The organism is Vibrio sp. SCSIO 43133 (genome assembly GCF_023716845.1).
Lineage (GTDB): Bacteria > Pseudomonadota > Gammaproteobacteria > Enterobacterales > Vibrionaceae > Vibrio > Vibrio mediterranei.
Genome location: NZ_CP068025.1, coordinates 1936720 through 1961419, shown reverse-complemented (window position 1 = coordinate 1961419; position 24700 = coordinate 1936720). Strand labels below are relative to the sequence as shown.

Here is a 24700-nt window from a genome sequence, read left to right as displayed (position 1 = left end):
TTTTTTGTCGTTTGGACAAGATTATTTTGTTGTGGCAAGAATAAAAAAACCACCGCTGCGGCGATGGTTTTTACTATTCATAATCAATATATTACAGTGACACTGAGCCGAATGCTTGATGCCAAACTGTGTGGCGATTCTCACCACCGTTTTCTTTCTTGCGCTCTTCAGCTAACCAGCATAGAAGTTCCCAACCAAAACCAGCAGCAATGATGCCATCTTTGTCAGTTGGATCCGTATCAGGCGTGTATTCTGCAATATCTGCTCCCACCAAACGTACTTTGCCTGATGCCTTTACTTTACGAATGATATCGTAAACTTGCAGGTGAGTAAGGCCGAACGGATCTGGGCTTGAGTTTGAACGACAGAATGCAGTATCCAGAGCATCAAGATCAAATGTAAAGTATACCGGACCACCGTCACCACAAAGCTCGATGATCTTATCCGCAACAGCGTCTACGCCTTGCTCGTAAACTTCATTGGTCGTGAAACCTGTAGTCCCGAATGCAATATGATTACCTTTTACTAATGCCGTTTGACGACCACGCATACCAATTTGTACCGTGCGCTCTGGGTCCGCTAGACCTTCAGAGTAAAGCTTTGGTAACCAGTGACCTGATGTGTAAGGGTAATCAAAGTCTGCACGTGTCGACAAGTCATAGTGTGCATCGAAGTGAATCACTCGCAAAGGACCATACTTCTCACCAAGCGCACGCATCGTTGGATATGGGATTGTGTGGTCACCACCAAAAATCAGTGGAGTACAGTCTTTTTCGACCACCATGTGGTGTAGAAGCTCGGTTAACTGCTCGACTTCTGCTTTTAGTTCAAATTGACCTAAGCTGTCCCAGTTACCATAGTCAGAAACGCGGCACCATTCGAATGGAATTTCACCGTTATCACCAACCGTTCCCATCCCCATTTTACTCAGGTGACGTAGACGCTGTGGTGCGAACTTGTGAGAAGAACCAGTTGGAGAGCATTTCTCAATACCCATTCCATAGATAACAACATCAGTGTTATCCAAATCTTGCGAGAACGGCGCTTGATAGAAGCCTAGGTAATCTTTATTGATGAAACTCATCTGCTCGATACCTTTGCCACCACCTTGCTCTTTAACACGAGCTAAGTAAGCCGCTACTTCAGGATCAAGGTTATCTGCTGCCGATACGTTTTCCCAAATATGTTTATATTTAGCAACTTTCTCTGGGTCAATTGCTGGCCACTTCTTAACATTAGACATGGTATTGCCTCTCATTTCTGTTGAACATCATCACTTTAGCGACTCTGTTATGGCAAAACCAGTAGCAAGGGGTATGTTACTTAAGTAACCCTGACACGTCGTCTGGTATCAGGGTTACCAATAGTAAGTCGCGCCACCATTTTAGTGATATCAGGCTAAGCGAATACTCGCTGTAGTCGCTCAATGGCTTCTACCACTCGCGCTCTCGGTGTTGCTAGATTAAATCGCAAAAACTGTTCACCGCCCGTACCGAATGACGAACCATGGTTCGCAGCAATTTTTGCCTCGCTCTGGACTTTTTCAATCACTTGATCAGGGGTTAAACCTGTACCTGAAAAGTCTACCCACGATAAATACGTCGCTTGCAAAGTCATAGATTGCAATCCATCAATAGCATTAATCGCTTCATCAAAGAGACGACGGTTTTCATCCAAGTATTCCACCAGCGCTTCCAACCATGCTTCACCCTGTTCATAAGCGGCCGTTGCCATCAGCATACCGATACGGTTAGGACCAACACCGGCAGCATTAAGAACACTCGTATACTGCGCTCGTAACGTTTCGTTTGGAATGATGGCGGCACCGGTCAAAGCGGAAGCGATGTTAAATGTCTTAGTTGTCGCCGCAAGGATAACCATATTCTGTTCATGTTTAGGAGCTGCAAGTGTTGCCACAATGTGCTTATTAGGAGGGAAAACCAGATCATGATGAATTTCATCCACTACTAATATCAAGTCATGCTGAGCACAAAACTCGGCCACCTCACGAATTTCATCCGCACTCCAAACACGGCCGCCGGGATTATGAGGGGAACACAAGATCACCATCTTTTCTCGGCCATTAAGATTAGCCGCTAAAGCTGGTAGATCCATTTTGTAGTGACCGTCTTCCTGTACTAGCGGACTCTCTACCACAACTCGTTGATTGGCATTGATAACGCGCGAAAAAGCATGGTAGACAGGAGTAAACAAAATAACGCCATCTCCAGGCTTACTATACGCCTGAACGCAGAGTGCCGTACCTTGTACTAATCCTGCACAGGTTACTATCCACTCCGGCTGAACACTCCATTGGTGTCGTTTACTCATCCAAGTAATAACGGCATTTCTATAGCGATGGTCATCACCATAGTAACCATTAACCCCGTTATCCGCGGCTTCCATTAAAACCTGATTGACGGCAGGCGGCGCTTTAAAATCCATGTCAGCGACCCACATGGGTAACCCTTCATCAGGAGAAACACCAAAACTACTCTCCATCTCATCCCATTTGGCCGAATGGGTACCTCTACGCTCTACAATCTCATCGAAGTTAAACATTGCTTATTTCACCGTCCATTTCGTTGGAGAAACAGTTTAACTCGTTGATATTCAGGGAACCAGACAGTTAGCCCGACATTGTCAATTGAATGTGACCTGTGTGGGGGTCAAGGCTTTCATCAACAATGCTAAAACCACAACGATGATAAAAGCCTATTGCACGACAGTTGTGTTTATACACCGACAGGGATAACGCCTGGCTTTTCTCTCTGGCATCCGTTATTAAACGCATCCCAATGCCGTCGCCTTGTGCTTGTGGGTCAACAAACAAGGCCGCTAAATTAGAATTTACCAAAGAATAAAACCCCAAAACCCGTCCGGCTCGCTCATATACAAAGGTATCTGAGTTCGGAAGGTATTTGTTACGCATATCGTCTACACGTTGGTGCCAGAATAGCGGCTCAACAAAATCATGCGCTTCTACTGACGCGCTGAGCCAAATCTTTAACACACTGTCTAAATCTTCTTCGCTAAACTCTCTGATCATTGACCTATTCCATATAGTATTTGAATCCGTAGTGACTTTTCTCGAAACCAAGACGCTCATAAAACTGATGGGCACGTTCGCGAACTTGATTACTAACAAGTTGGACTATCTTGCACCCTTGATATCTAGATTGCTCAATAGCAAACTCAACCAAAGTAGCCCCTACACCTTTTCCTTGAGCATGATTTGCGACAAACACGCCTTCAATATTAGCTCGTATTTCGCCGTTATAGGTAAATTGAGGAATAAAACTCAGTTGCAACGTCCCAACGACGTTGTCATCAATAGTAGCGACATACAGGAAATGATCCTTAGATGTCGCAAAATGGTCAAATATCCGATACATATCGTCAGTAATTTGCTCATCGCAAGCTTGCTTTAATTCAGGCTTATCATCCCAAAACAAAGGCAGGATTGAAGGCAGATCATCAGAGTGGGCAATACGGATTTCTATGGTCATAACACGTTCACTTATTCAAATTGAGAAAGGTATCGTTAAGTATGCAGACCATTCATGACTAAAGCTTTACAGCTTAAAATCAACAAGTTGCTGCGCTACCTTGTCACAAATATACTCTCCAATCGGTATGGCGGATGTCGCTGCCGGAGAAGGTGCGTTACAGACATGCAAGCTTCTAGAAGTTTGAGCAAATAAAAAGTCGTGCACTAACGACCCATCTGCTTTGACGGCCTGCGCACGAATTCCGGCGGGGTAAGGTTTAAGATCATCCAAGACAATCGACGGGCAGTACTTGTGCACTAACCCTAAGTATCCGGGCTTCCAAATGGAATTTTTGAACTCATATAACCCAGTAGTTAAATGCTGCAACGTAACTTTCCAGTAACCTGAAAATGTCAGCATTTGCCAACAGTCACGCCAACTAATGTTAAATGAGCCGTAACCTTCTCGTTTCCAACCTTGCACTGCATTAGGGCCAACAGTAATAGAGCCATCGATCATTTTTGTTAAGTGAACACCTAAAAAAGGTAGCTCGGGATCGGGAATAGGATAGATAAGGTGGTTAACAACATCACGATGCTTATCAGCAAGCCGATAGTATTCACCGCGATAAGGAATGATTTGGAAGTCGGTTTTAATGCCTATCATAGTGGCCATTCGATCCGCCATTAAACCTGCGCAAACCACTAGTTGTCGACATTTAAGAGTGTTCAAAACGCCGTTTTGCAAGCAGGTTAACGTCACATGGTCGTCATACTCCTGCATCGCTTTTACAGATGTTGATAGCTGCACTACACCACCCAATAGCGAAAATTGCTGTGCCATCACTTCGGTAACCTTTCGATAATCAACAATGCTAGTTTCGGTCACTCGAATAGCTCCCAATCCCGATATATTGGGCTCTAACGCTGCTAACTGCTTTTGATCGATAAGCTCGACCTCAATTCCATTTTGTAGGCAGCGTTGATACAAACTCTGCATCCGTTGCATTTCTAGCTCAGAGGTCGCAACAAGTAGCTTGCCACAGTTTTCAACGGGTATTTGGTGTTGATGACAAAATTCTATCGTCGCTTTAAGACCACGCTTACAGAAATCCGCTTTTAAACTGCCGGGTTGATAGTAGACACCTGCGTGAACAACGCCGCTATTGTGTCCGGTTTGATGCTGCGCCACATGCGATTCTTTATCCACAACCAGAACAGAGCTGTCGGGATAACGCTGCTTAAGCTGCCATGCGGTCGATACACCTACAATGCCACCACCAACCACAATAAAGTCGTACATGTCTCTCATCCTTGTGAAACTCGATATTGACTACCTTACTCCGCTGGCTGCTAGGAGGAAAGTGAAGGTGTCACAGCTTTTAAGTACAGCGTTATTGACCCCTGATAAATGTCGTATTTCGCTTGCTGGTCAATCTCGGAAAACTGCATAGAGAATGCGAACCCATGCAAATAATCCGCAAGCAGACTCACTGCGTTTTGTTTCTCTGTCGTAGATAAATCAAGTTCCTCAATAACTTGATTGAACCGACTGATAAATACATTTGCGGGTCCTGCTGTTTTCATCTTGAACAGTGTTTCTAGCAAGCCCGGATATTGTCCCAATAGCTCAAGATAACTCCAACCCAGTTGCTGTAACTCCTGTTGCCATTCTCGTCCTTCCTCCGGCAGATATATCCCCTCAACCAAAGATACTGCTACAGCTTCTAGCAACTCATCCTTGTTTTTGAAGTAATAGTAGATGGCCATCGCATCTATATTCAGCTCAGTAGCTAGCCTTCTGATACTTGGGATCTTTCCATCCACTTGCATCAAGCGCTTTGCATTTTCTACTATCACTTCTTTGCTCAGCGTGACATTACCTTTAGTTGGACGTCCCCTTTTTTTGGCCTTGACAGTCATAAAAGATCCTAGCTAAACTAATATTAATTTCTACACTGTAGAATTATAGCAAAATGACCTTTAATATCAAATAGCGGAGTCTCAACAATGGCAAATATCGTATACATCGGAACCAGTCTAGACGGCTATATCGCAGACAAAAATAACGGTCTCGATTGGCTACATGATGTGCCAAACCCTGAGGGCTCAGATTTTGGTTTTGCGGAGTTTATGGACCGAGTTGATGGACTCGTCATGGGCAGAAACACTCTAGAGATCGTTCTGAGTTTTGGTATTGAGTGGCCCTACTCTAAGCCAGTATTTGTGTTAAGTAATACACTTACTAAAGTGCCTGAAGGCTATGAAGACAAAGTCTTTTTGGTGAAAGGTAAGCTAAGCGACATCGTTAGTGACTTGAACTCGAAAGGCTACAAAAACCTCTACATTGATGGCGGTAAGACGATTCAGAGTTTCTTAGCGGAAGATCTAATTGATGAGATGATAATCACCACCATTCCCGTTCTGCTTGGCGGCGGCATTCCATTGTTTGGCGAGCTCGATAAACCATTGAAGTTCCAACATGTCTCAGCAGAACGTTACGCTGATTGTATTGTTAAGAATCGATACGTTAAGGCTTAAGAATGACCACAGGTGCCAGAGTGATGATGCTCTGGTACCATTAACCACGTCAAAAATTCGCTATCTGTTTGATTTGGCCAACGAGCTGTTTTACGACTCGCCCCTGGTTCTTACTTGGTGCGCACCAAAGATCAATTCGGCACAGAATCTCGGTACAGGAAAACTCTGGATTAATAATGAGCAAGGATCCAACCTCTTGTCGTTGCTTTGCTAGAACCTTGGGAACAAATGCCCAGCCTAAACCTTGTTCCACCATATTCAATACATCCTCCTGATCCGTCATCACCCAGATTTCAGGAGATAAGCGTCCTTGAAGTGATAGTGAAGGGTTTTCAATCATGCTTTCACAACAAATCTGACGACGGGTTAATAGAGCCTCGTTATCGACGATTGCAGTATCCGCTAAATCGCTATCCGGCGCACAAACACAGCACATTTCCATGAGTGCGATATCAAAAAACTCCAATGATTTTGGTTCAGCTGCCGTCGCGCATTGCAAAACGAGGTCCAGTTCATGAAGCTCAATTCGGGATTGTAAGTTGGCATTAGTATCTCTCACAATATGGATAGCGGTATTTGGAAAATCGCTTGCTAGTTTTTGCAGGCCAGACTCAATCATGCAGCTAGGTATTAATCTATCTATACCAATTGTCACTTTGTCTTCCACTTGCTGAGCATAGCTAGTGGCCGCACTCTCAATTCGCTCGATATGTCTAACTAGTAAAGTGCATTGCTGGTAAAGCCTTTCTCCTGCTGAGGTCAACCGGGGATACTTAGTCGAACGATCAAAGAGATCGATACCTAATTGGATTTCAAGGTTTGATATCGAAATGCTGATAGCCGCAGGCGTTTTGTTGAGTAATCTTGCCGCTGCGGAAAAGGAACCTTGCTCGGCTGCAGTCTTAAAGATAAACAACTGTTCAGTACTTAACATCCGTTCGCTCCCTAATATAAATGTCCGTTTTCACCCTACCATCTTTAAATTTTATTTAAACTAACTTATTTAACCTTTCACTATTTCATAAGTATTGTAGCTCCATCTAAACCAACAGGAGCAAACCAATGACAACTTCAATGACTCGCAGAAAGTTCTTTTCACTCACTGGCGCAGCCGCCGCTGTCACAGGCGCCGCTGTTGTCGCACCTAAGGCGTTAGCAAATGCGTTAAAGACCGATACCGTTGCTACAAAAAGTACAAGCCTTGCAGACACCGCGAAGCGTATTCATGTGACAAGCGAATATGGCAGGCTAAAAGAGGTGCTCGTCGGACGCACCCCGAAGTTTGATGATAAATACTTTAACTATAGCGATGGCTACGAAAGAAATATGCCTTGGCTTAAACCAGAAACAGTGACATTCCTAAAAGAGAACCCAAATTCAACATGGGGAGATGTATACGGTGTTGAAGGCTATGAGAAACTCGTCAGCCAAGTTGAAGGATTTGTTTCAGCACTAGAACAACAAGGAGTGAAAGTTATTAGGCCAAAGGCCATTGAAGGCAAAAATGCGCATTATATTGACAGCACAATCGATCAAATATGGCCTAGAGATGTATTTTGTACAGTTGGCAACAACGTCATCGTCAGTTCCCTTCGTATGAGTTTTAAGCGCAAGCAGCAATATGCGTTCACCGGATTTTATTCCAACCTCATGAGACAAAAACAATGTAAATACCTCTCTGCACCACAGGCAGGACTGGATATTTTTACCAACGATGCCATTGCTAATGAACGAGCAAACTCGAAAAACATTTGCCTAGATGGCGGTGATTTCTTTGTAGACGGAAAAAACATCTATCTTGGCATTGGTGAAGGCTCCAACATGAATGGCTATGAATGGCTCGAATCAATGTACGGTGACGAATACACGATCACGCCTTTAATGCTTGATGAGAAAGCCTTACACCTCGATTGCGCACTATCATTACTAAGTCCTAACCTAGCATTGATTTGTCGAGATTGGATTAAATCCGATTTGCCTGAAAGCTTGGCTCACTACACCTTTATTGATGTTAATGAGAAAGAAGCCAGTTGGTTAGCGGCCAATGGGCTGCCTATTAGCCCAGATACGTGCATTATGGACAAAGCACATCAACGTGTAATCAATGAAGTTCGCAAGCACGGACACAATGTCATCGAGGTCGAATTTGATATGCCCTCAATGCTTGGTGGTGCGCTACGCTGTGCAAGCCAGCCTATATACCGTGAGCCTGTTTAAACGCATTTCAGGTATCTCACCAATATGAACACGGGAGACTATCATGGGTGGTATTAGTGTTTGGCAGCTCGCGATAATAGCCTTAATTATCGCGATATTATTTGGAACCGGAAAGCTGAGTACGATTGGCAGCGATGTAGGGAGCTCAATTAAAGACTTTAAGAAAGCACTAAGCGAAAGTCGTACTAGTGATCATAATCTAGATTAACCGCGACTCCGCTGGTCTGACACAGCACTTAGCCATGGAGGGCTAATTGGCGTTACTAGCTTTCAAATGAAAGCTTGTCACCAAACACTTCCAACCAATCTTTATCAAACTGTGCTACTGCTGGTTCAATGGCTGGATGCGAGAACATTTGCGCCGCCACATCAACTGGTAAAGTAATTGCACCAATTCCCAACTTCATCACATCCATCGCCTGCTGGACATTCTTGAAGCTTGCAGCGAGGATTTTTGTTGAAAGTCCATGTTTTTCGATCAGCAATTGAAGGTCACGAACCACTGCAACGCCATCACCATTCATAGCATCAATACGGTTAACGTAAGGCGCAAGGTAATCGGCGCCACACAATGCAGCCATGAATCCTTGCTGCACCGTGTATATTGCTGTAGCTAGAACCTGAATACCCTCTTGTTTCATTAACTTAATAGCAGCTAACCCTGCCTCCGTAGCGGGAACTTTTATCACCATATCGTAAGGAAGTTCACTTAGCTTCTTTGCTTCCGCTAACATTGAATGAGGATCTTTACTCACCACTTGAGCGTGAAAACGCGCCGTATCACCCAATACTTCTGTCATATTAGCAAGTGTCGTCGTGAGCCCCACCTTAGATTTAGCGACAATCGTCGGGTTGGTGGTCACTCCCTTTAACGGGAAACATTGGTTAAAACGTGCGGTCTCGCTGACATCCGCCGTATCTAAGTAGAGTTCAATCATCTTCTATTCTCAAACCTTTATTTGAACATTATCAAGTTACCAACAATATAGATCTTGCCAATTTGATGGATCTTGATTTCGATCAAGACAATCTTCATATGAAGAGTTAAAGTTTCATTTAATGAAAGTATATAACTTCTTAAAATGAAAGATTGGATGGCACATGTATTTTAATATCCAAAGATTCTCTACTCATGATGGTGATGGTATTCGAAGCCTACTGTTTCTCAAAGGATGTAGCTTGGCTTGCCCCTGGTGCCAAAACCCAGAAAGTCGCAGTGCTAAGCATTCTGTGCTATTCGATAAACGCAGCTGTTTAAGTGACTGTCATCGCTGCTCGGACGCTTGCCCTTCAATTGAAGCTACACCAGAAGGCATCAAGATAAACAGAGATACCCTTGATGATTCACAAATCATTGCTTTGCGAAATGTGTGCCCGACACAAGCGTTAACCGTGTGTGGAGAAGATGCTCAACAAAAAATGCTGTTCGATACCTTAATGAAGGATAAGCCGTTTTATGATCAAAGTAGTGGCGGGGTAACTTTCTCTGGTGGTGAACCATTAATGCAGTCGGATTTAGTGGCATCCTTAGCCAAGCAGCTCCAAGCAGAAGGTGTAAATACAGCTGTAGAAACGTGTATGCATGTACCGTGGAAAAACATTGAACAAGCAGCGCCCTATATTGATTGCTGGCTAACCGATCTTAAACACACCAATGAAACAAAATTCTTGGACTGGGCACAGGGTTCACTGAAACGTATTAAGAGCAACTTCCACAAACTAGCGCCTATTGCAAAACGAATCATCATTCGTGTACCCGTAATCCCAGACTTTAATGACTCTCCCGAAGAGCTCGAAGACATTATTGATTTCGCAGCTGATATCGAAAACTGCACCGAACTACACCTGCTGCCCTATCACACACTAGGCATCAATAAATACCGTTTGTTGGACATGCCCTATTTATGCTCCGACAAACCACTCAACAACCCCGAGCTGCTTGAATACGCGCAACAGTACGCCAAGCAGTATCCACGTATCAACGTGATTGTAAGAGGCTAATGACTATGGAACTCAATTACTTACCTAAGCGTATTCAAGAACATAAGAAAGCTCTGGTTAATATTATTACGCCACCTATTTGTACCGAGCGTGCGCAAGCATACACCAAAGTCTACCAGCAGAATGAAGACAAGCCTGTTATCGTCCAACGTGCACTAGCACTGGAAGAACATTTAGCGACACGCACAATTTGGATCGATAATAACGAGCTAATTGTGGGCAACCAAGCCAGCAAACTGCGAGCGGCGCCTATCTTCCCTGAGTACACCGTACGTTGGATTGAAGCAGAGATTGATGAGCTTGCTGACCGACCAGGAGCAGGCTTTGCTGTCACAGAGCAAGACAAAGACGTTATTCACGCCCTTACCCCATATTGGCGGGGTAAAACGGTACAGGATCGTTGCTATGGTTTATTCACCGATGAGCAGCAAGCCATCTTGGCAACGACCATTATCAAAGCCGAAGGTAATATGACATCCGGTGACGCTCACCTAGCAGTCGATAACGAGAAAATTCTCGCCATTGGTTTAGATGGGCTCATTACCGAGGTGGACGATCATCGTTTAAATAACGATATTTCCACTTATGAAGGACTTAAGAAAGAGCAGTTTTATAAGTCGGTCGATATTGTGTTACGTGCGATTCAGCAACACATTTTACGTTTCTCGGAGTTGGCATTGAACATGGCGCAACAGGAGTCGAGTACTCAGCGCAAACTAGAGCTTGAAACCATTGCCGCAAACTGTGAACACATTGCTTATCATCCACCTTGTAACTTCTGGCAAGCATTACAGCTCTGCTACTTTGTGCAATTGATGCTGCAAATCGAATCAAACGGTCACTCGGTGTCATTTGGTCGTATGGACCAATATCTTAATGATTTCTACATCACCGATATCAACAATGGCTCCTTACAGCCTAGCTTCGCCACAGAGCTACTGCAAAGCTGTTGGTTAAAGCTGTTGGAAGTCAACAAAATACGCTCAGGGGCTCATTCTAAAGCCTCAGCAGGTTCTCCCCTTTATCAAAATGTGTGTATTGGCGGTCAAAAGCTTGATGAGAACGGAGTGCCAATGGATGCGGTCAACCCACTCTCTTGGGCAATTCTTGAGTCATGTGGTCAACTCCGCTCCACGCAGCCTAACTTGAGTGTTCGCTATCACGAAGGCCTGAATCAAGAGTTCTTAATGGGTTGTATCGAAGTCATTAAGTGTGGCTTTGGTATGCCAGCGTTTAACAACGATGAAATCGTTATTCCTGAGTTTATAAAACTAGGGGTCGAGCGAGAAGATGCCTACAACTATGCGTCGATTGGTTGTATTGAAACCGCGGTCCCTGGTAAGTGGGGTTATCGCTGCACCGGTATGAGCTTTATTAACTTTGCTCGAATCCTATTGGCCGCGTTAAATGAAGGTGTCGACGCCACGTCTGGCGAGTGCTTCTTACCTCACGCTAAATCACTAGAGAAAAACAATTTCGCTAGTATGGATGAAGTGATGCACAGCTGGGCAGATCAAATCCGCTACTACACCAGAAAGTCGATTGAAATTGATACCGTTGTCGACTCTGTGCTAGAGCAGCAGGCGCACGATATCTTTTGCTCCTCGTTGGTTGATAACTGCTTACCAAGTGGCAAAACCGTCAAGGAAGGCGGTGCGAAGTATGATTGGATATCCGGATTACAAGTAGGTATCGCAAACTTAGGCAATAGCTTGGCAGCCATCAAGCATCTGGTGTTCGATGAAAAGCAGATCAGCCAGCCGGAATTGGCGAAAGCGCTGGCGGAGAACTTTGAAGGTTCACAACAAGAACAGTTGCGCCACCAGCTGATTAACTTTGCGCCTAAATATGGCAACGACGATGACGCTGTTGACCATCTACTAGCGCAAGCGTATCAAGTTTACATTGATGAGCTTAAACAATTCGTTAATACCCGACATGGACGAGGCCCGATTGGTGGTGGGTACTATGCGGGGACCTCTAGTATCTCTGCTAACGTGCCATTCGGAGCCTCGACGATGGCAACGCCTGATGGCAGAAAAGCGTCAACTCCACTTGCTGAAGGAGCAAGCCCTTCGTCTGGCTCAGATCGTTTGGGACCAACGGCTGTGTACAACTCAGTGGCAAAAATCCAAGCAAATCAGATTCTTGGTGGTGTGTTGTTGAATCAGAAACTCTCTCCTGCAGCGGTGCAGTCGGAAAGTGACAAACTGAAGCTATCCATGTTGATTAGAACTTTCTTCAATCATCATAAGGGGTGGCACGTTCAATACAATATCGTATCGAGAGACACCTTATTGGCGGCCAAACGTAATCCTGAACAGTATCGCGATCTCGTGGTTCGCGTTGCAGGATACTCAGCGTTCTTTACTGCATTGTCTCCAGACGCGCAGGATGACATCATCGCTCGTACCGAGCACGACTTATAACAAGTTTCAAATAACGACTTTCAAATGAAATTGAAACGAAAGAGGGCTATACTGGCCCTCTTCTTAATTGATGCATGCAAACACCCGGAGCCTCAATGAATTCCAGACAGTCTGAAATCTTAAACTTAGTGAACGACAGAACACGAGTGCAAGTCACCGACCTTTCTGAGCTCACTGGTGTTTCCGGTGTAACCATACGTCAAGACCTCAACTATCTAGAGCAAAACGGCTACTTAAAACGAGTTCATGGTGCCGCTGTTTCCTTGCAAAGTGATGACATCGACTCGCGCCTTGAAGTACATTTCGATATAAAACAGCAGCTTGCCAACAAGGCTGCTGATCTTGTTGCCGCTAATGAAACGGTGCTTATCGAAGGCGGCAGTGCCAATGCGTTACTTGCTCGTACACTAGCAGAAAGAGGTGATGTCACCATCATCACTCCTTCGGCCTACATTGCGCATCTCGTTCGTCATACCTCAGCCAACATCATTTTGCTGGGCGGTGTTTACCAACATCAAGGCGAAAGTTTAGTTGGGCCACTAACCAAGCTTTGCATTGAGAACATTCATTTTAGTACTGCGTTTTTAGGTATCGATGGCTTTGATATTGATACAGGCTTCACTAGTCGCGATATGATGCGTGCAGACATTGCCGATACCATCATCCGGAAGAAACGCCGCAATATCGTCTTAACCGATTCCAGCAAGTTTGGACAGATCTTTCCGTCGTCGATTGGCGACACCAGCGAAATCTCCATTTTGTTGACTGATGACGCAGTACCAGAAAACATGGTTAAGCATTTGCGGTCCAAGCACGTCGAGGTCATTATCGGCTAGCGATATTAATTCAAAGGCAATAGTATTAGTACTGATATGCTTTTATGTAATAAATGGTGAGCAAGGAAGATATGAAGACTCTTGAGCAGGAACTATCAAGAATAGACTTAAATTTGCTGGTATCACTTAGCGTACTGATAAAAGAGCGCAATGTGTCACGAGCGGCTGAAAAGCTCTACCTCTCCCAACCAGCGATGAGTCGTACCCTTTCCCGGTTGAGAGCGCTTTTTGACGATCCTTTGTTTTACCGCGAATCCAATGGTCTGCAACCCACAACTAAAACCCTTGAACTAGAGCCTGAACTCGATCGAATCCTGCTATCCATTGATGCCTTACTTAATGGACTGAACTTCTCGCCCAGTCAATGTGAACGCGCCTTTAGAATTTCTGTACCACCGTTAATGAGCCGCTTTCTCACTGCTCCTTTAGCCAAAGCAATTAAAGAAGTCGCCCCTAACGCATCCCTTGAAGAATACCCCTCGTCTCTCGACCCTACTCAGCTCTTAAAAGACGGGCAAGTGGATTTTTCAATTCACGTTGAAGAAGTGATACAAAGTGAGGAGTACCACTGTGAAAAGATTGGAAGCACTTACCCTGTTATCTATGGTTCGAATAGCCACCCATTGCTGGATAAACAGACTATAAGCATCAAAGATTGCTTAGAGTATCAATTTGTCGACCTATCTCTAGACGTGCGCTCTACTCAGCATTATCTCAACCCGATTGATATAGAGCTTGCCAATCAAGGACTATCAAGAACCATCGCTTTAAAATCAGGACAACTCGCCACATTGATGGAATCACTTGAAGACACCGATAGATTAATGATTTCGAGCCACGCACTGGCCCAAACGTTTGAGAAAAGCTCCAACCTCAAGATCATCAAGCCGTTTAATGACAAGCCGTATTTAGTCAGTATCTATTTGATTGAACATCGCCGCACCTTGAGCAGTCCCGCTCATAAGTGGTTTAAAACATTGATGTTGGAAACGCTGGCAGAAAAGATATCGGTATCAGGTAGTTAATCAAGATATACGCTTCATGCATATCTGAAATAAAAAGGTATCATTGGTAATAATACCTATCTCTACATAGTCTTAACCTCATTCAAGAACGCGATTAAATACAAGGTTGAGTTAATCGTCACTTTGGTTAATTACTACCCTCGGAGATAGTTATGATACTCAAGAAAACGTTACTCGCCACTTCTGTCATCAGCTTAAGCTTTGTGCTCAGCGCCTGTGGAACCACCACTACTAATAATGACAGCAACGAATTCATCAAAGTAACCGAGCAAAACTACGCGTTTGCAGAGACAGCACGCAACTATCGCAATTGGGCAGCGCTCGGAGCTAACCAACACATCACTCATATGCGAAACCTACCACCACGTGGTAAAGCCGCCCCTACAGTGCAAATGAATGATGACACGCTTTACTCTGTAGCCATTGTTGAAGCGCAGAATGGCTTTGTCTCATTCGATATCCCGCAAAGCGATGTCTATATGGCCGTTCAAGTAGTCAATGAGGGTGGCCATGGGGAACATTACGTCGTGGGTGAAGGTTCTTACACAACCAAAGTAGAAACAGACCATGCCTTTCTGATTTACCGCACTGGTACTGAGAAAGGCCTAGATGCAGCGAGAGCCGCTCAGGACAGAATTACGACTGACCAGTTGAAATTTGGTACTTATCAAGTCAAAAACTACGACTTCGACGAAGTAGAGGCATGGACTTCAAAGTTAACCGCTGAAACTCAGGGCAAAGTCTTCGCTTACACTTTTCCACGCTCATCGTCTGACATTACCGATCTTCATCAGTGGAACCTAGAAAATGCCAACGGCTGGGGAGGCTCTTCGCCTGAGGTCAACGTAGCTAACCTATATACTAACTCGGTCATGTTAAAGGCGAATCAGTGCCAGACAACAACATTCGAGAGTCCTGACTCCAAGTACTTTACATCCGTTACGCCATATGACAAAAACCGCTACCTAATCGATGGTGCCAATCATGTGTCATCAAATAACTGGCAGAAAAATGCGAATGGCTCCGTCACTGTCTCTTTCAACTGTGGGCAAGAGGCAATCAACAACATTGACACCAACGGCCAAAACTTCTCTTTTACCGTTCGCTATTACGGCGTGAACCAAAAAGTACTGGATGGGAAAATCACACCAGAGAAAACCGTAGTTAAGTCGTGACCTTAACTCGATTTCTCAACTGATGATGCGCTCCTAGCGCATCTCATTCTATCCATCGACTTTATTTGCTGCGTCTTAATCGAATTCTAACCACCATGAAGGAGAGTTTATGATTCCCGTTGTTTATAGCGACTATGCCACGAGTATTTTATCTCAATTGCGCCGCAGCGGTGTTGATGTTCACGAGTTCGTATCTTCGGCTGGTCTACCGACCGAATATGAACAAGCGGAACCCACATTTCTTCCTTTGCAAGCCGTCTTTCGTCTGGTTCAACTTACGTATGATCAACTGGGTCCTGAATCTGGCACACAAGTAGTGCGTATTGCATTACGAGAACATATTGTCCCACAATTGCTATGTAACGTAAGTTCAGAAACCACTCTCGAAGACGCACTGAAACAGGTTATTCAAGCACTTCAAGTTCAGTTACCTCAATCGGACATTGAGTTGAAACTATTTGGCGATCATTTTCTATTTTCTCGCTACAAAGCAGTAAATACTGAAGATACCACTTTTGTCTGGTCCGAAGTGTTTAGTCTTTGGGCAATGATAGAAACCATTCAAGCGTTAACCAAAACAGATTGGATACCAACGCAAGTGCACTTACAGTCATTGTGTCATGACGACATTATCCAGTGTTTTCCAGCAACAATTCAGTTTGTTCAAGCTCGCACTGTTTGTGGCGTGGTCATTGAACATTCATTGGCGCAGTCAACTATCACAGTGACGAAAAGTGAGGTGGGGTTTCGTAAAGAAGAAGAGGAAAACAACGGGATTTATTACAACGCCATCAGTCATATATACAGCGCGCTTCGTCCGTATGTATTAGAAATTAAGTTTGACCTAGAGCGAGCCGCTCAAGTGATCAATGTTAGTAAACGCACACTTCAACGGCGACTTAAGGAGCAAGGTATCACTTTTCGACAACTAAGAGACAACCTAATTTTAGACATAGCTATGGAACAACTGCAACGCGGTGAAACAGTATCGCGCGTAGCAGTTAATATGGGCTTCTCAAGTATATCTCAGTTTTCGCGCGCTTTTAAGCGACTGACGGGCATCTCACCATCGCGCATCGCTATTCGTCCGCTTTAGGTGGTGACCACTTTATCCGCACTCAACACACCTCAATTAATCGTCTGTAACAGCGCAGATTAGCTTGGAAACGAACCATATCTAAACCCGCACACTCTGGTTTGTTTCCATCAAGCTCACTATGTTGAACAATTCTTATCTCTCCAAACTGTCTCTCCAGTTGATAGACAATCGACAACGCTGCGTTCAACTGTTCATCGGTAAACACACCAGAGCGACCAATCAAGCATATCCCAACAGATTGAGCGTTGTGCCCTTTCACATGAGCACCTACTTCAAAAGGAGAGACCAAGGAATCGCTATTCAACGCTCGTCCAGTTTCAATGTGACCGTTATAGCAAGGATGATAAGATCTGGCGCTCAGCCAGCCATTCAAAATCACGTAATGATATCCAATCCCTTGCCAGCCTCTCGCCAGATGCCATTTCGCAATGAGCGCAGCATTACCAAAATGAGAATCAGAACAATGCAACACTATGGTTACCACGTAATTTGCTCCTTCACTCTCTGTTCAAGGGTTTTAGCGGAGTTGTCACTTTGTGCTTTTGACGCACCGGTTACCAATCGCGTAACCGAATTAGAGATGCCGCGTTTTTCGGCACTTCTCCCTAATGCGTAGGCACCTGCTACTGTTCCCCACATATACAGAAATGCCGATAATATTGCCGTAGAGCTTTCAATAACGACCGAGCTCGCTTCAAGGTGCGAAAGTAACGCTACTCTCAACCCAAGCAGTTCTAGAAACACAAACAAAAGCCCCGCATAAATCACTGTTGGCCTTGCTCGCTTAGTGTAAAGATCGGATTGGTGAAGCTCGGCGACAATGACATCTTTCGAGGCACTGATTTCTCGTTGGTAGGTATCGTGGATTTGTTTTTCGCGCTCTGCGATTAGCTGTTCTAGTTGAACTTTAAAGCGCTGTTCATTTTGTGCTAACTGTGAAGTAATCGCCGCCATTTGTGCTTTAAACTTTGTGCGATTTTTCTGTGCTGAGACGCTGTCTCTGCTCTTTTCTTCATCCGTATAGAAGTAATCATCTACGGCAGATTCTACCTGCTCAACTATCGAAGCTGCATTACCAGTCACAAATCCCCAGATCTGACTCCACATGTTCAAGTTCTCCTTATTCCTTTACACATCAAAACGTTGGGTAGCGAAATTATAATGACAACTAGAACACTGACGTCGCGTGAAGTATGAGATTTTTCGACCGTATTCACGTGTGAGGATGAAATGTTACCTAGGACTAGGGACAATTAGTTGAGTAGCGCTGAAGAGTTACTAACGTACTTCGCTTTCTAGGCTAACCACCAACTGTTTTGCATCGACAGTAAGATAAAGCAGCGGTTTCATCAGAGTCTCATCTGACGATGACAGAGTTTGCATTGTGACCTGACTAATATCTCCCGTTGCCATTTTGATTAAATACGCTTTGTCATTCACAAAACTACTTTGATCGATAGATTGGAACTGAACAAAAATGAAATCTCGATTGAAGTCCTCATACAGTTTTACACAAGATGCGGCATCAGACTGACATTGAGGAGGCAAGTCCGCCAATGGTAAGCGATATTCATCCGTTACATTTCGGAGGATATGAATGTATTCACTTCGTCCAACGGGCTCTCCATAAAAATGACTGTCGTCATCGCATTTGATGTTGGCCAGTTCGCCCTTAGAATCGTGAGAAACGGTAAGCGATTTGTCTACGGTATGATGAGACAGCGTGTTTTCAGTTAATCCAGCGATTTCAAATCCTCTATGATTGAGCTCCATTAAGAGATAGGTTGCGTCGTTGCTTCCATAAAGCCCATCAGTATAAGTGTAGGTATAACGGCCATTTTGAGCTTGATACTCCGAAGCAGCTCCTCGTGAATACCCTTCACACAGTGTCTTCATTGTCCCTGGCTGGCGTTCCTTTATAGTCAACTCAATGTTGTTAGGTTTACCGTAACGGTATGTCGTAAACCCTGTTTTATCAGTACAGAAACTAACAACCTTATCGTTACGAAGCTCGCATCCCGCTAACCAATTTTCTTCTTGGTGACACAAGGTACTTGCCTGACTTAACACTGGCACAAATGCAAGAAATGATATTAAACCAGATTTCAACCTATCTTCCTTTCTAAACTCCGCCCTTTCGTGGCGAGTCTAACATAGCTAATCGAACGAACTAAATGCCTACGTTGGGGAACGTTAACCACTCTCATCTGATGATTAAATGTGGTTACTACAATTTGAGAATACGAGATCATGAACACGACAAACGCTGTCCTCCTTGTGGCACAATAACGCCCTCATGCTTGAAACCATAGCGCCTCTCCTAAACTATCATTCTCAGCAGGAAAATCGGATGAACAAAGAGATGAAACTACTCGTGGTGGCAATAGTGATTGCTTTACTGAACATCATTTCCCACTTGTTACTTTCAAAATACTTCACCGACTTCCCTTGGCTAGAAATCTCCTTGGCGTCCATTCCTTTTATTATGATGCTTTTGTGTGTGTTCGCAGTTCGCTACGCAGCTAACGCCTTGAAGGAAAAACAGTCAACAGAAGATCGCTAGAGGATCTACGGCGGCATTTCATGGTTGCCTTTAAGTCCTTATGTTGCCCAACACCTTAACTAATATGGTGACTTGCCTAATACAAATATTTATATTGAAAAATCTAGGGTGTATACTTAGCTAAGTGAAATTAAAAAGTTTGTACACTGGAAACTAAATGTTAATAAAAAAAATGGACGCACCATTAGATATGCAAATAGGTGCGAGATTTGAAACTAAAAAGCATGGTTATGTTACTGTTGTGGAATACTACAATACACATACCGTCATTGTTGCGTTTGAAAATACCGGTAATATACGTTCAATTACAGCCGCTAAACTTCGAAGTGGTCAACTTACCGACCGTTCTGTTCCAGTTCAATCATCAATGGTTGGTGAAACTATTCAATCACCAAACCATGGTTTGTTAACTATTATTCAAGTTGAGTCAGATAACATTGTCGTATTGGAAAATGAACTCGGTGATGAAGTTCGCATGCTTTTACCTGCGGTACAGAAATTGAGAGATAAAGCCGAAGATACAGTCGAAGATTCCGATAAACCGCAGCTACCAACCTCATTAAGTGCTCTTACAAAAAGAAATAAAAAGACCAAGGACGTTAATAAGCTCCTTAAGAAAATGCTCACTGATTATGGTAAGTAATAACATCGTCCCCTACCAATTATAAACAAGTGAAAATCTATTCATATACACAGATCACATTATTTCTCTTGTGATGTTTCATCGCTACCATCCTATTAAATCCACAAATAACCCTTAAGTATTAGCGCTCAAGTTTTAATCGATATTACTCCACCAATACTGTGATCCAGATCATAAGGTCAACTTGATTTTGTGATTTGGATCCATGGCAACCCTCCTGTTTTTCGTTATGATGCACTCAATCCAATAGAGAGGTGAACGGCCTCCTTCTCAATAACTCTACAGAGAATGACGATATGAAAAAGATAATGGTTGTATGCGGAAACGGTCTTGGTACTTCATTAATGATGGAAATGGCAGTTAAAGAAGTAGCAGGGAAAATTGGTCTAGATGCAGAAGTTGATCATGAAGATCTATCATCAGCAGCATCAAGCAATGCTGATATTTGGGTAGCAGCTACTGATGTTGCAACGCAATTAGCAGATGCTGGTAAAGAGAATATTGTTAGCCTAGCGAATATTTTTGACAAAGCTTCAATTGAAGAGCAATTAAAAAAATTCATCTAAGGAAAAAGTATAATGGCTAACTTCTTCGAGTTTATGCTGGGCTTATTAAAAGAGCCCGCAATCATGGTTGGTTTAATAGCTTTCATTGGCCTTATTGCACAGAAAGCTGATGTTTCAACTATTCTAAAAGGCACTATTAAAACCGTAATGGGTTTCCTAATTTTAGGTTTTGGTGCTGGCGCTTTAGTTGGCGCACTAAATAACTTCTCCACTGTATTTACAGAAGCATTTGGTGTAAGTGGTGTTATTCCAAATAACGAAGCAATTGTTGCTCTAGCACAAGAAGCATTCGGTTATGAAATGGCACTAATTATGTTCTTCGCATTTATCGTCAATATTCTTTTGGCTCGTTTCACACCGCTAAAATATATTTTCCTAACTGGTCACCACACTATGTTTATGTCTATGCTAGTTGCAGTTATTCTGTCAACAGCAGGTATTAAAGGTGCGACTCTAGTTGCGATGGGTGCAATAATTGTTGGTTCTCTAATGGTCATTATGCCGGCTCTAGCTCAGAAATATACTGAGAAAGTTATGGGTACCGATCAATTAGCAATGGGTCACTTCTCAACACTGTCTTACATCGTTGCTGGCTTCATCGGTAGCAAATTTGGTAACCCAGAAAAATCAACTGAGCACATTAATGTTCCAAAGAGCCTTATGTTCTTGCGTGATACGCCTGTCGCTGTTGCTACAACTATGGCTGTGTTCTTTATGATTGCATCTATCTTTGCAGGCGGTGAGTTTGTAGAAGGTGTTTCAGGTGGTCAAAACTGGGTAGTATTCACCTTCATGCAATCTCTGACTTTCGCTGGTGGCGTGTACATCGTACTACAAGGCGTGAAGATGCTGATTGCTGAAATTGTACCGGCATTTAAGGGTATCTCGGACAAACTTGTACCAGGTGCAAAACCAGCACTAGACTGTCCTATGGTATTCCCAGTTGCTCCTAACGCTGTACTGATTGGTTTCCTATCTTCATTCTCAGCAGGTCTTGTAGCAATGGGTATCCAAGGCATGTTTGACTGGACCATTATCGTAGCAGGTGTTGTTCCTCACTTCTTCGTAGGTGGTGCGGCAGGTGTTTATGGTAACGCAACAGGTGGTCTTCGCGGTGCAGTACTAGGTGCATTCACTCAAGGTCTATGTATCTCGTTCCTACCAATGTTACTACTGCCAGTACTAGGTGGCTTAGGTCTTGAAGCAACGACGTTCGCTGACTTCGACTTCGGTGTAGTTGGTCTGATTCTAGGTTGGATTGTATCATGAGCATCATGAATCTAATTGGAGATAACGGCATCGTTATCTCTCACGAAACGAGCTTAAGCGTAGACGCGGCGTTAGATATCACATGTTCAAAGCTGATTGAACAAGGTAAGGTCGAGCCAAGTTATTTGGAAGCAATTAAGGTTAAGCACAAAGAAATTGGTGCTTACTATGTACTAGCTCCAAGAATCGCCATGCCACATGCTCGTCCAGAAGACGGCGTGAATGAGCAAGCGCTTCAAATCACGGTATTTAAGAATGGTGTTGACTTAGAATCAGAAGATAACGGCGACGTCTACTTCTCGGTCACATTGGCAGCGTTGGACTCTGATAGCCATATCCAAACTATCATGGCATTGGCAGAACTGTTCCAAAACGATGAAGACGTGGACGCCATCATCGCCGCGGATAATGAAGCCGCTATCGTGGAAATTCTTAAAAAGTACTAAGGGTTTAAAAGTTGCGTTAAGCATGCTATTAAATTTAAAGTAGCTAGATTGAAAAGACCTATTCATATAGGTCTTTTTTTGTACATTCAGTTCTAGACTGAAGATTGTCAGCAATATGAGCGCCTACTGGGAAGATAATGTGCGTTTTTCACACATTAAACGTAGAGAATCCCAATTGTATTTGGTCTATTAGCCATTGATGTTTCGGAGAATGTCTATTCCTTCTATGAAGATAGAGGCTAACGGGATAATTAACCAAATCTAGCATTTCAACAAATTCTATACTTTTTAGCTTGTCTGAATACTGCTCTACAATGTGTTTGGATGCCGGACAGAACATATTGGAGTGACAGAGCGTTTCTACGACAGCTTCAAGTGAACTCGAGGTAAACTCAGGCTCCAATTTCACTCCACACTGGCGCTCCGCTTCGTGGATAAAATGCCAGCGCTTACCACCTTCATCTAAATTCAGTTCTATCATTGCACAGCCGTAACCCGCCAACTCCTCAACTCTCGCCGTCTTGCTCGTGATAGGGTGATCTTTTCTAACAGCCATTACCAAAGGTTTGATCTTGAGTGGGAGTTCCATAATGTCTTTTGGAATATCAACCCTCGCATACTCAATACCTATATCTACATCCCCATGCCTGAGGTTACTTATAGTATTTTCTGAAAAACCATTGAAAGTCATGCTCGCTTGATGGGCGCTGGATTTAACCAAAGAAAAAAGCTTGGGTGCAAACCAACTGATAAAGTGTTGCCCTAAATCTATATTCACTCTTCCACTCAGCTTGGCTGGTTCAAACCCTTTTAAACTGCCAATATCGGAATAAAGTTGATTCAACAACGGCTCGACTCTTTCGTAGAGATGATCCGCCAAAGCCGTAGGTTCAAAGCCGGTAGGTACTTTAATAAACAACTCTCCTCCAAGCTCTTGTTTCAACTTATTGAGTTTGACACTTACCGCTGGAGCCGTGATAAACAGCCGCTCTGCAGCACGTTTTAAGTTGCGCTCTTTATAGGTAATCACAAACGCCTTTAAGAGGTTTAAATCTAAGTTCGTCAGAATATTACTCATAGTGTTAAATAAATCTAAAGATGATGCTAATTAATATTAAATATATCTAATCATGTCACCTTGGTAAATTATTTGTCATCAGGATGAATTAACAAGATCGAAGGACACTTTTAAAACCACACTCCAACCCACTTGGAGCAACGCGCAGACCAACACAGGCCAAGCATGAAAAAGACTCTTTTAGCAACCTTATTATCACTGACCTCATCAACCGTTTTCGCTTCGGAATTAGTAACCGTCACGGAAGAGAATTACTCAACTGCCATGTTTGATATGGCAATGAATGTTGAAGCGGGTAACGGTGCTCTTCAAGATTGGCATCATCATAGAGCACCCATTGCACTAGATGAGCAACCTGCACCGATGATGAATCGAGACACGCTATATTCATTCGTTATTGCAGATGCCCGCTCTGACATAAAGGTTACGATTCCAGAATTTGATGGACGTTATGTCTCTCTGCACGTCATGAATCACAATCATGACACCGCCTATGTCTTCTACGGGTCAGGTGAGCACATTATTAAAGCCACAGACACCAGTGACTACATTGCGTTTTATGCACGTACCCAAGTGAATGCCTCCCAAGCATCAGATATCGAAAAAGTAAATGATTTCCAAGATCAACTGCACTTTGAGTATGTAGACAGAGCTTTTGAACCAACACCATATAAAGTCACCGCTTGGGATATGGACACATTTAAACCTATACATCATAAATGGGTATCCATCGCTCAGTCACAGGGTATAGCCAATGCTATGGCAGATCTCCAGGCAGGTATCACGATAGATCAGGATGCACGAAATCGCGGTGTTGCCATCTCAACAGGTCTACTGCCTGATGCGCACGCAAGTTATAAGGTGGCCGAATATAACTTGGATAAAGACGCCTGCTACGTTGCTAATTACCCAAAACCAAAAATGGAAGATGAGGAGCTCGGATTTTTCTCAATCACCATCTACGACGATAAACAATATATCGCAACAGATGACTATTCCATTCTTTCAAATGAGGACATGGCGTTTAATCAAGATGGATCATTTACGGTGTATTACGGCAACACCGAGACCAGATCATGTGGCGAGGTAGATAACCTACTTCATATTCCGACGGACAATATTTCCATCAACATGCGAATCTACTTACCAAGTATGGAGCATATTGGGGCGTATACTCTGCCCGACCTGAAAGCAATTTAAGTCAAGCTAGATAACATTCGTCATGCAACCTCGCTAAGTCAGATGCACTTTGCCTTAGCGAGGTATCTCTCTAAAAGGTATCTATCTACAAATAGAGCCTTCGTAGAACTCGTCGTTATTCC

26 protein-coding genes and 1 pseudogene are annotated in these 24700 nt (G+C 43.6%); 15 read left to right on the top strand and 12 right to left on the bottom strand.

Annotated features, from left to right (window positions below):
- Positions 1–91: 91 nt before the first annotated feature.
- The 6 genes from JKJ11_RS25700 to JKJ11_RS25675 all read right to left on the bottom strand — a co-directional run bounded on the left by JKJ11_RS25700 (position 92) and on the right by JKJ11_RS25675 (position 5413).
- Positions 92–1243: an arginase family protein gene (locus tag JKJ11_RS25700; protein WP_031494544.1), complete on the bottom strand. Its 1152-nt coding sequence runs from the start codon at positions 1241–1243 to the stop codon at positions 92–94.
- A gap of 155 nt (positions 1244–1398) precedes the next feature.
- On the bottom strand, positions 1399–2562 hold the full coding sequence (locus tag JKJ11_RS25695; protein ID WP_124941801.1) for a MalY/PatB family protein: 1164 nt from the start codon (positions 2560–2562) through the stop codon (positions 1399–1401).
- 67 nt (positions 2563–2629) lie between these two features.
- A complete protein-coding gene (locus JKJ11_RS25690) occupies positions 2630–3049 on the bottom strand; it encodes an N-acetyltransferase (protein WP_038226292.1) in 420 nt (139 codons plus the stop codon).
- 4 nt (positions 3050–3053) lie between these two features.
- Entirely contained in the window at positions 3054–3509 is a 456-nt protein-coding gene (locus tag JKJ11_RS25685; RefSeq protein ID WP_124941800.1) for a GNAT family N-acetyltransferase, read from the bottom strand.
- 66 nt (positions 3510–3575) lie between these two features.
- Positions 3576–4802 carry an L-2-hydroxyglutarate dehydrogenase gene (gene lhgD / locus JKJ11_RS25680; protein ID WP_124941799.1) on the bottom strand — a complete coding sequence of 409 codons (1227 nt, stop codon included), beginning with the start codon at positions 4800–4802 and terminating at the stop codon, positions 3576–3578.
- A gap of 41 nt (positions 4803–4843) precedes the next feature.
- The gene (locus tag JKJ11_RS25675) at positions 4844–5413 is read right to left on the bottom strand and encodes a TetR/AcrR family transcriptional regulator (protein ID WP_124941798.1); all 570 of its coding nucleotides are present in this window, start codon (positions 5411–5413) and stop codon (positions 4844–4846) included.
- 87 nt (positions 5414–5500) lie between these two features.
- On the opposite strand from JKJ11_RS25675, the gene JKJ11_RS25670 reads away from it, so the two are divergent.
- On the top strand, positions 5501–6031 hold the full coding sequence (locus tag JKJ11_RS25670) for a dihydrofolate reductase family protein (RefSeq protein ID WP_124941797.1): 531 nt from the start codon (positions 5501–5503) through the stop codon (positions 6029–6031).
- A gap of 49 nt (positions 6032–6080) precedes the next feature.
- Here the strand turns inward: JKJ11_RS25670 and JKJ11_RS25665 are convergent, their stop codons facing one another.
- Positions 6081–6965: a LysR family transcriptional regulator gene (locus JKJ11_RS25665; protein WP_006069215.1), complete on the bottom strand. Its 885-nt coding sequence runs from the start codon at positions 6963–6965 to the stop codon at positions 6081–6083.
- Between the two features lie 128 nt (positions 6966–7093).
- Between JKJ11_RS25665 and JKJ11_RS25660 the strand changes: the two genes are divergently transcribed.
- Entirely contained in the window at positions 7094–8248 is a 1155-nt protein-coding gene (locus JKJ11_RS25660) for a dimethylarginine dimethylaminohydrolase family protein (protein ID WP_252039562.1), read from the top strand.
- 43 nt (positions 8249–8291) lie between these two features.
- Positions 8292–8426: pseudogene (gene tatA / locus JKJ11_RS25655) on the top strand (twin-arginine translocase TatA/TatE family subunit); the annotation flags it as partial.
- Between the two features lie 85 nt (positions 8427–8511).
- Here tatA and JKJ11_RS25650 read toward each other — a convergent pair.
- Positions 8512–9186 (bottom strand): fructose-6-phosphate aldolase, encoded by a 675-nt coding sequence (locus tag JKJ11_RS25650; protein ID WP_171393203.1) that lies wholly within the window; start codon positions 9184–9186, stop codon positions 8512–8514.
- A gap of 163 nt (positions 9187–9349) precedes the next feature.
- On the opposite strand from JKJ11_RS25650, the gene JKJ11_RS25645 reads away from it, so the two are divergent.
- The 6 genes from JKJ11_RS25645 to JKJ11_RS25620 all read left to right on the top strand — a co-directional run bounded on the left by JKJ11_RS25645 (position 9350) and on the right by JKJ11_RS25620 (position 16810).
- Positions 9350–10249, top strand: a complete 900-nt coding sequence (locus tag JKJ11_RS25645) for a glycyl-radical enzyme activating protein (protein ID WP_124941793.1) — start codon at positions 9350–9352, stop codon at positions 10247–10249.
- A gap of 5 nt (positions 10250–10254) precedes the next feature.
- A complete protein-coding gene (locus JKJ11_RS25640) occupies positions 10255–12678 on the top strand; it encodes a formate C-acetyltransferase/glycerol dehydratase family glycyl radical enzyme (protein ID WP_353505912.1) in 2424 nt (807 codons plus the stop codon).
- A gap of 95 nt (positions 12679–12773) precedes the next feature.
- A complete protein-coding gene (locus JKJ11_RS25635) occupies positions 12774–13514 on the top strand; it encodes a DeoR/GlpR family DNA-binding transcription regulator (RefSeq protein WP_252039560.1) in 741 nt (246 codons plus the stop codon).
- Between the two features lie 71 nt (positions 13515–13585).
- Complete coding sequence (locus JKJ11_RS25630; protein WP_240206359.1) at positions 13586–14539, top strand: LysR family transcriptional regulator; 954 nt, start codon at positions 13586–13588, stop codon at positions 14537–14539.
- 152 nt (positions 14540–14691) lie between these two features.
- Positions 14692–15714 (top strand): DUF1254 domain-containing protein, encoded by a 1023-nt coding sequence (locus JKJ11_RS25625; protein ID WP_252039559.1) that lies wholly within the window; start codon positions 14692–14694, stop codon positions 15712–15714.
- Between the two features lie 109 nt (positions 15715–15823).
- Positions 15824–16810, top strand: a complete 987-nt coding sequence (locus JKJ11_RS25620) for a helix-turn-helix domain-containing protein (RefSeq protein ID WP_240206358.1) — start codon at positions 15824–15826, stop codon at positions 16808–16810.
- 22 nt (positions 16811–16832) lie between these two features.
- Here JKJ11_RS25620 and JKJ11_RS25615 read toward each other — a convergent pair whose 3' ends face one another.
- The 3 genes from JKJ11_RS25615 to JKJ11_RS25605 all read right to left on the bottom strand — a co-directional run bounded on the left by JKJ11_RS25615 (position 16833) and on the right by JKJ11_RS25605 (position 18922).
- On the bottom strand, positions 16833–17297 hold the full coding sequence (locus JKJ11_RS25615) for an N-acetylmuramoyl-L-alanine amidase (protein WP_006069225.1): 465 nt from the start codon (positions 17295–17297) through the stop codon (positions 16833–16835).
- Complete coding sequence (locus tag JKJ11_RS25610) at positions 17291–17920, bottom strand: 3TM-type holin (protein ID WP_252039558.1); 630 nt, start codon at positions 17918–17920, stop codon at positions 17291–17293. The genes JKJ11_RS25615 and JKJ11_RS25610 overlap by 7 nt, the downstream gene beginning before the upstream one ends.
- A 171-nt stretch (positions 17921–18091) precedes the next feature.
- Complete coding sequence (locus JKJ11_RS25605) at positions 18092–18922, bottom strand: hypothetical protein (protein ID WP_252039557.1); 831 nt, start codon at positions 18920–18922, stop codon at positions 18092–18094.
- A gap of 241 nt (positions 18923–19163) precedes the next feature.
- Here JKJ11_RS25605 and JKJ11_RS25600 point away from each other — a divergent pair, with 241 nt between their 5' ends.
- The 5 genes from JKJ11_RS25600 (at position 19164) to JKJ11_RS25580 (ending at position 22300) form a co-directional block, all read left to right on the top strand.
- Positions 19164–19376 (top strand): hypothetical protein, encoded by a 213-nt coding sequence (locus JKJ11_RS25600; protein WP_006069228.1) that lies wholly within the window; start codon positions 19164–19166, stop codon positions 19374–19376.
- A 157-nt stretch (positions 19377–19533) separates the two neighbouring features.
- Positions 19534–20019: a hypothetical protein gene (locus JKJ11_RS25595; RefSeq protein ID WP_038221557.1), complete on the top strand. Its 486-nt coding sequence runs from the start codon at positions 19534–19536 to the stop codon at positions 20017–20019.
- Between the two features lie 296 nt (positions 20020–20315).
- Positions 20316–20585, top strand: coding sequence for a PTS sugar transporter subunit IIB (locus JKJ11_RS25590; RefSeq protein ID WP_006069230.1), 270 nt, complete (start codon positions 20316–20318; stop codon positions 20583–20585).
- 12 nt (positions 20586–20597) lie between these two features.
- Positions 20598–21854, top strand: a complete 1257-nt coding sequence (gene ulaA / locus JKJ11_RS25585) for a PTS ascorbate transporter subunit IIC (protein WP_252039556.1) — start codon at positions 20598–20600, stop codon at positions 21852–21854.
- On the top strand, positions 21851–22300 hold the full coding sequence (locus JKJ11_RS25580) for a PTS sugar transporter subunit IIA (RefSeq protein WP_252039555.1): 450 nt from the start codon (positions 21851–21853) through the stop codon (positions 22298–22300). The genes ulaA and JKJ11_RS25580 overlap by 4 nt, the downstream gene beginning before the upstream one ends.
- 148 nt (positions 22301–22448) lie before the next feature.
- Here the strand turns inward: JKJ11_RS25580 and JKJ11_RS25575 are convergent, their stop codons facing one another.
- Positions 22449–23378 (bottom strand): LysR family transcriptional regulator, encoded by a 930-nt coding sequence (locus tag JKJ11_RS25575; protein ID WP_124941784.1) that lies wholly within the window; start codon positions 23376–23378, stop codon positions 22449–22451.
- A 165-nt stretch (positions 23379–23543) separates the two neighbouring features.
- Between JKJ11_RS25575 and JKJ11_RS25570 the strand changes: the two genes are divergently transcribed.
- Positions 23544–24578 carry a DUF1214 domain-containing protein gene (locus JKJ11_RS25570; protein ID WP_252039554.1) on the top strand — a complete coding sequence of 345 codons (1035 nt, stop codon included), beginning with the start codon at positions 23544–23546 and terminating at the stop codon, positions 24576–24578.
- The last annotated feature ends 122 nt before the right edge of the window (positions 24579–24700 follow it).

Coding starts and splice junctions, on each gene's coding strand:
- JKJ11_RS25660 (WP_252039562.1), top strand. CDS start 7,094: ATGACAACTTCAATGACTCGCAGAAAGTTCTTTTCACTCACTGGCGCA.
- JKJ11_RS25700 (WP_031494544.1), bottom strand. CDS start 1,243: ATGTCTAATGTTAAGAAGTGGCCAGCAATTGACCCAGAGAAAGTTGCT.
- JKJ11_RS25635 (WP_252039560.1), top strand. CDS start 12,774: ATGAATTCCAGACAGTCTGAAATCTTAAACTTAGTGAACGACAGAACA.
- ulaA (WP_252039556.1), top strand. CDS start 20,598: ATGGCTAACTTCTTCGAGTTTATGCTGGGCTTATTAAAAGAGCCCGCA.
- JKJ11_RS25645 (WP_124941793.1), top strand. CDS start 9,350: ATGTATTTTAATATCCAAAGATTCTCTACTCATGATGGTGATGGTATT.
- JKJ11_RS25695 (WP_124941801.1), bottom strand. CDS start 2,562: ATGTTTAACTTCGATGAGATTGTAGAGCGTAGAGGTACCCATTCGGCC.
- JKJ11_RS25575 (WP_124941784.1), bottom strand. CDS start 23,378: ATGAGTAATATTCTGACGAACTTAGATTTAAACCTCTTAAAGGCGTTT.
- JKJ11_RS25625 (WP_252039559.1), top strand. CDS start 14,692: ATGATACTCAAGAAAACGTTACTCGCCACTTCTGTCATCAGCTTAAGC.
- JKJ11_RS25570 (WP_252039554.1), top strand. CDS start 23,544: ATGAAAAAGACTCTTTTAGCAACCTTATTATCACTGACCTCATCAACC.
- JKJ11_RS25595 (WP_038221557.1), top strand. CDS start 19,534: ATGTTAATAAAAAAAATGGACGCACCATTAGATATGCAAATAGGTGCG.
- JKJ11_RS25650 (WP_171393203.1), bottom strand. CDS start 9,186: ATGATTGAACTCTACTTAGATACGGCGGATGTCAGCGAGACCGCACGT.
- JKJ11_RS25670 (WP_124941797.1), top strand. CDS start 5,501: ATGGCAAATATCGTATACATCGGAACCAGTCTAGACGGCTATATCGCA.
- lhgD (WP_124941799.1), bottom strand. CDS start 4,802: ATGAGAGACATGTACGACTTTATTGTGGTTGGTGGTGGCATTGTAGGT.
- JKJ11_RS25630 (WP_240206359.1), top strand. CDS start 13,586: ATGAAGACTCTTGAGCAGGAACTATCAAGAATAGACTTAAATTTGCTG.
- JKJ11_RS25620 (WP_240206358.1), top strand. CDS start 15,824: ATGATTCCCGTTGTTTATAGCGACTATGCCACGAGTATTTTATCTCAA.
- JKJ11_RS25600 (WP_006069228.1), top strand. CDS start 19,164: ATGAACAAAGAGATGAAACTACTCGTGGTGGCAATAGTGATTGCTTTA.
- JKJ11_RS25580 (WP_252039555.1), top strand. CDS start 21,851: ATGAGCATCATGAATCTAATTGGAGATAACGGCATCGTTATCTCTCAC.
- JKJ11_RS25685 (WP_124941800.1), bottom strand. CDS start 3,509: ATGACCATAGAAATCCGTATTGCCCACTCTGATGATCTGCCTTCAATC.
- JKJ11_RS25640 (WP_353505912.1), top strand. CDS start 10,255: ATGGAACTCAATTACTTACCTAAGCGTATTCAAGAACATAAGAAAGCT.
- JKJ11_RS25690 (WP_038226292.1), bottom strand. CDS start 3,049: ATGATCAGAGAGTTTAGCGAAGAAGATTTAGACAGTGTGTTAAAGATT.
- JKJ11_RS25590 (WP_006069230.1), top strand. CDS start 20,316: ATGAAAAAGATAATGGTTGTATGCGGAAACGGTCTTGGTACTTCATTA.
- JKJ11_RS25675 (WP_124941798.1), bottom strand. CDS start 5,413: ATGACTGTCAAGGCCAAAAAAAGGGGACGTCCAACTAAAGGTAATGTC.
- JKJ11_RS25665 (WP_006069215.1), bottom strand. CDS start 6,965: ATGTTAAGTACTGAACAGTTGTTTATCTTTAAGACTGCAGCCGAGCAA.
- JKJ11_RS25610 (WP_252039558.1), bottom strand. CDS start 17,920: ATGTGGAGTCAGATCTGGGGATTTGTGACTGGTAATGCAGCTTCGATA.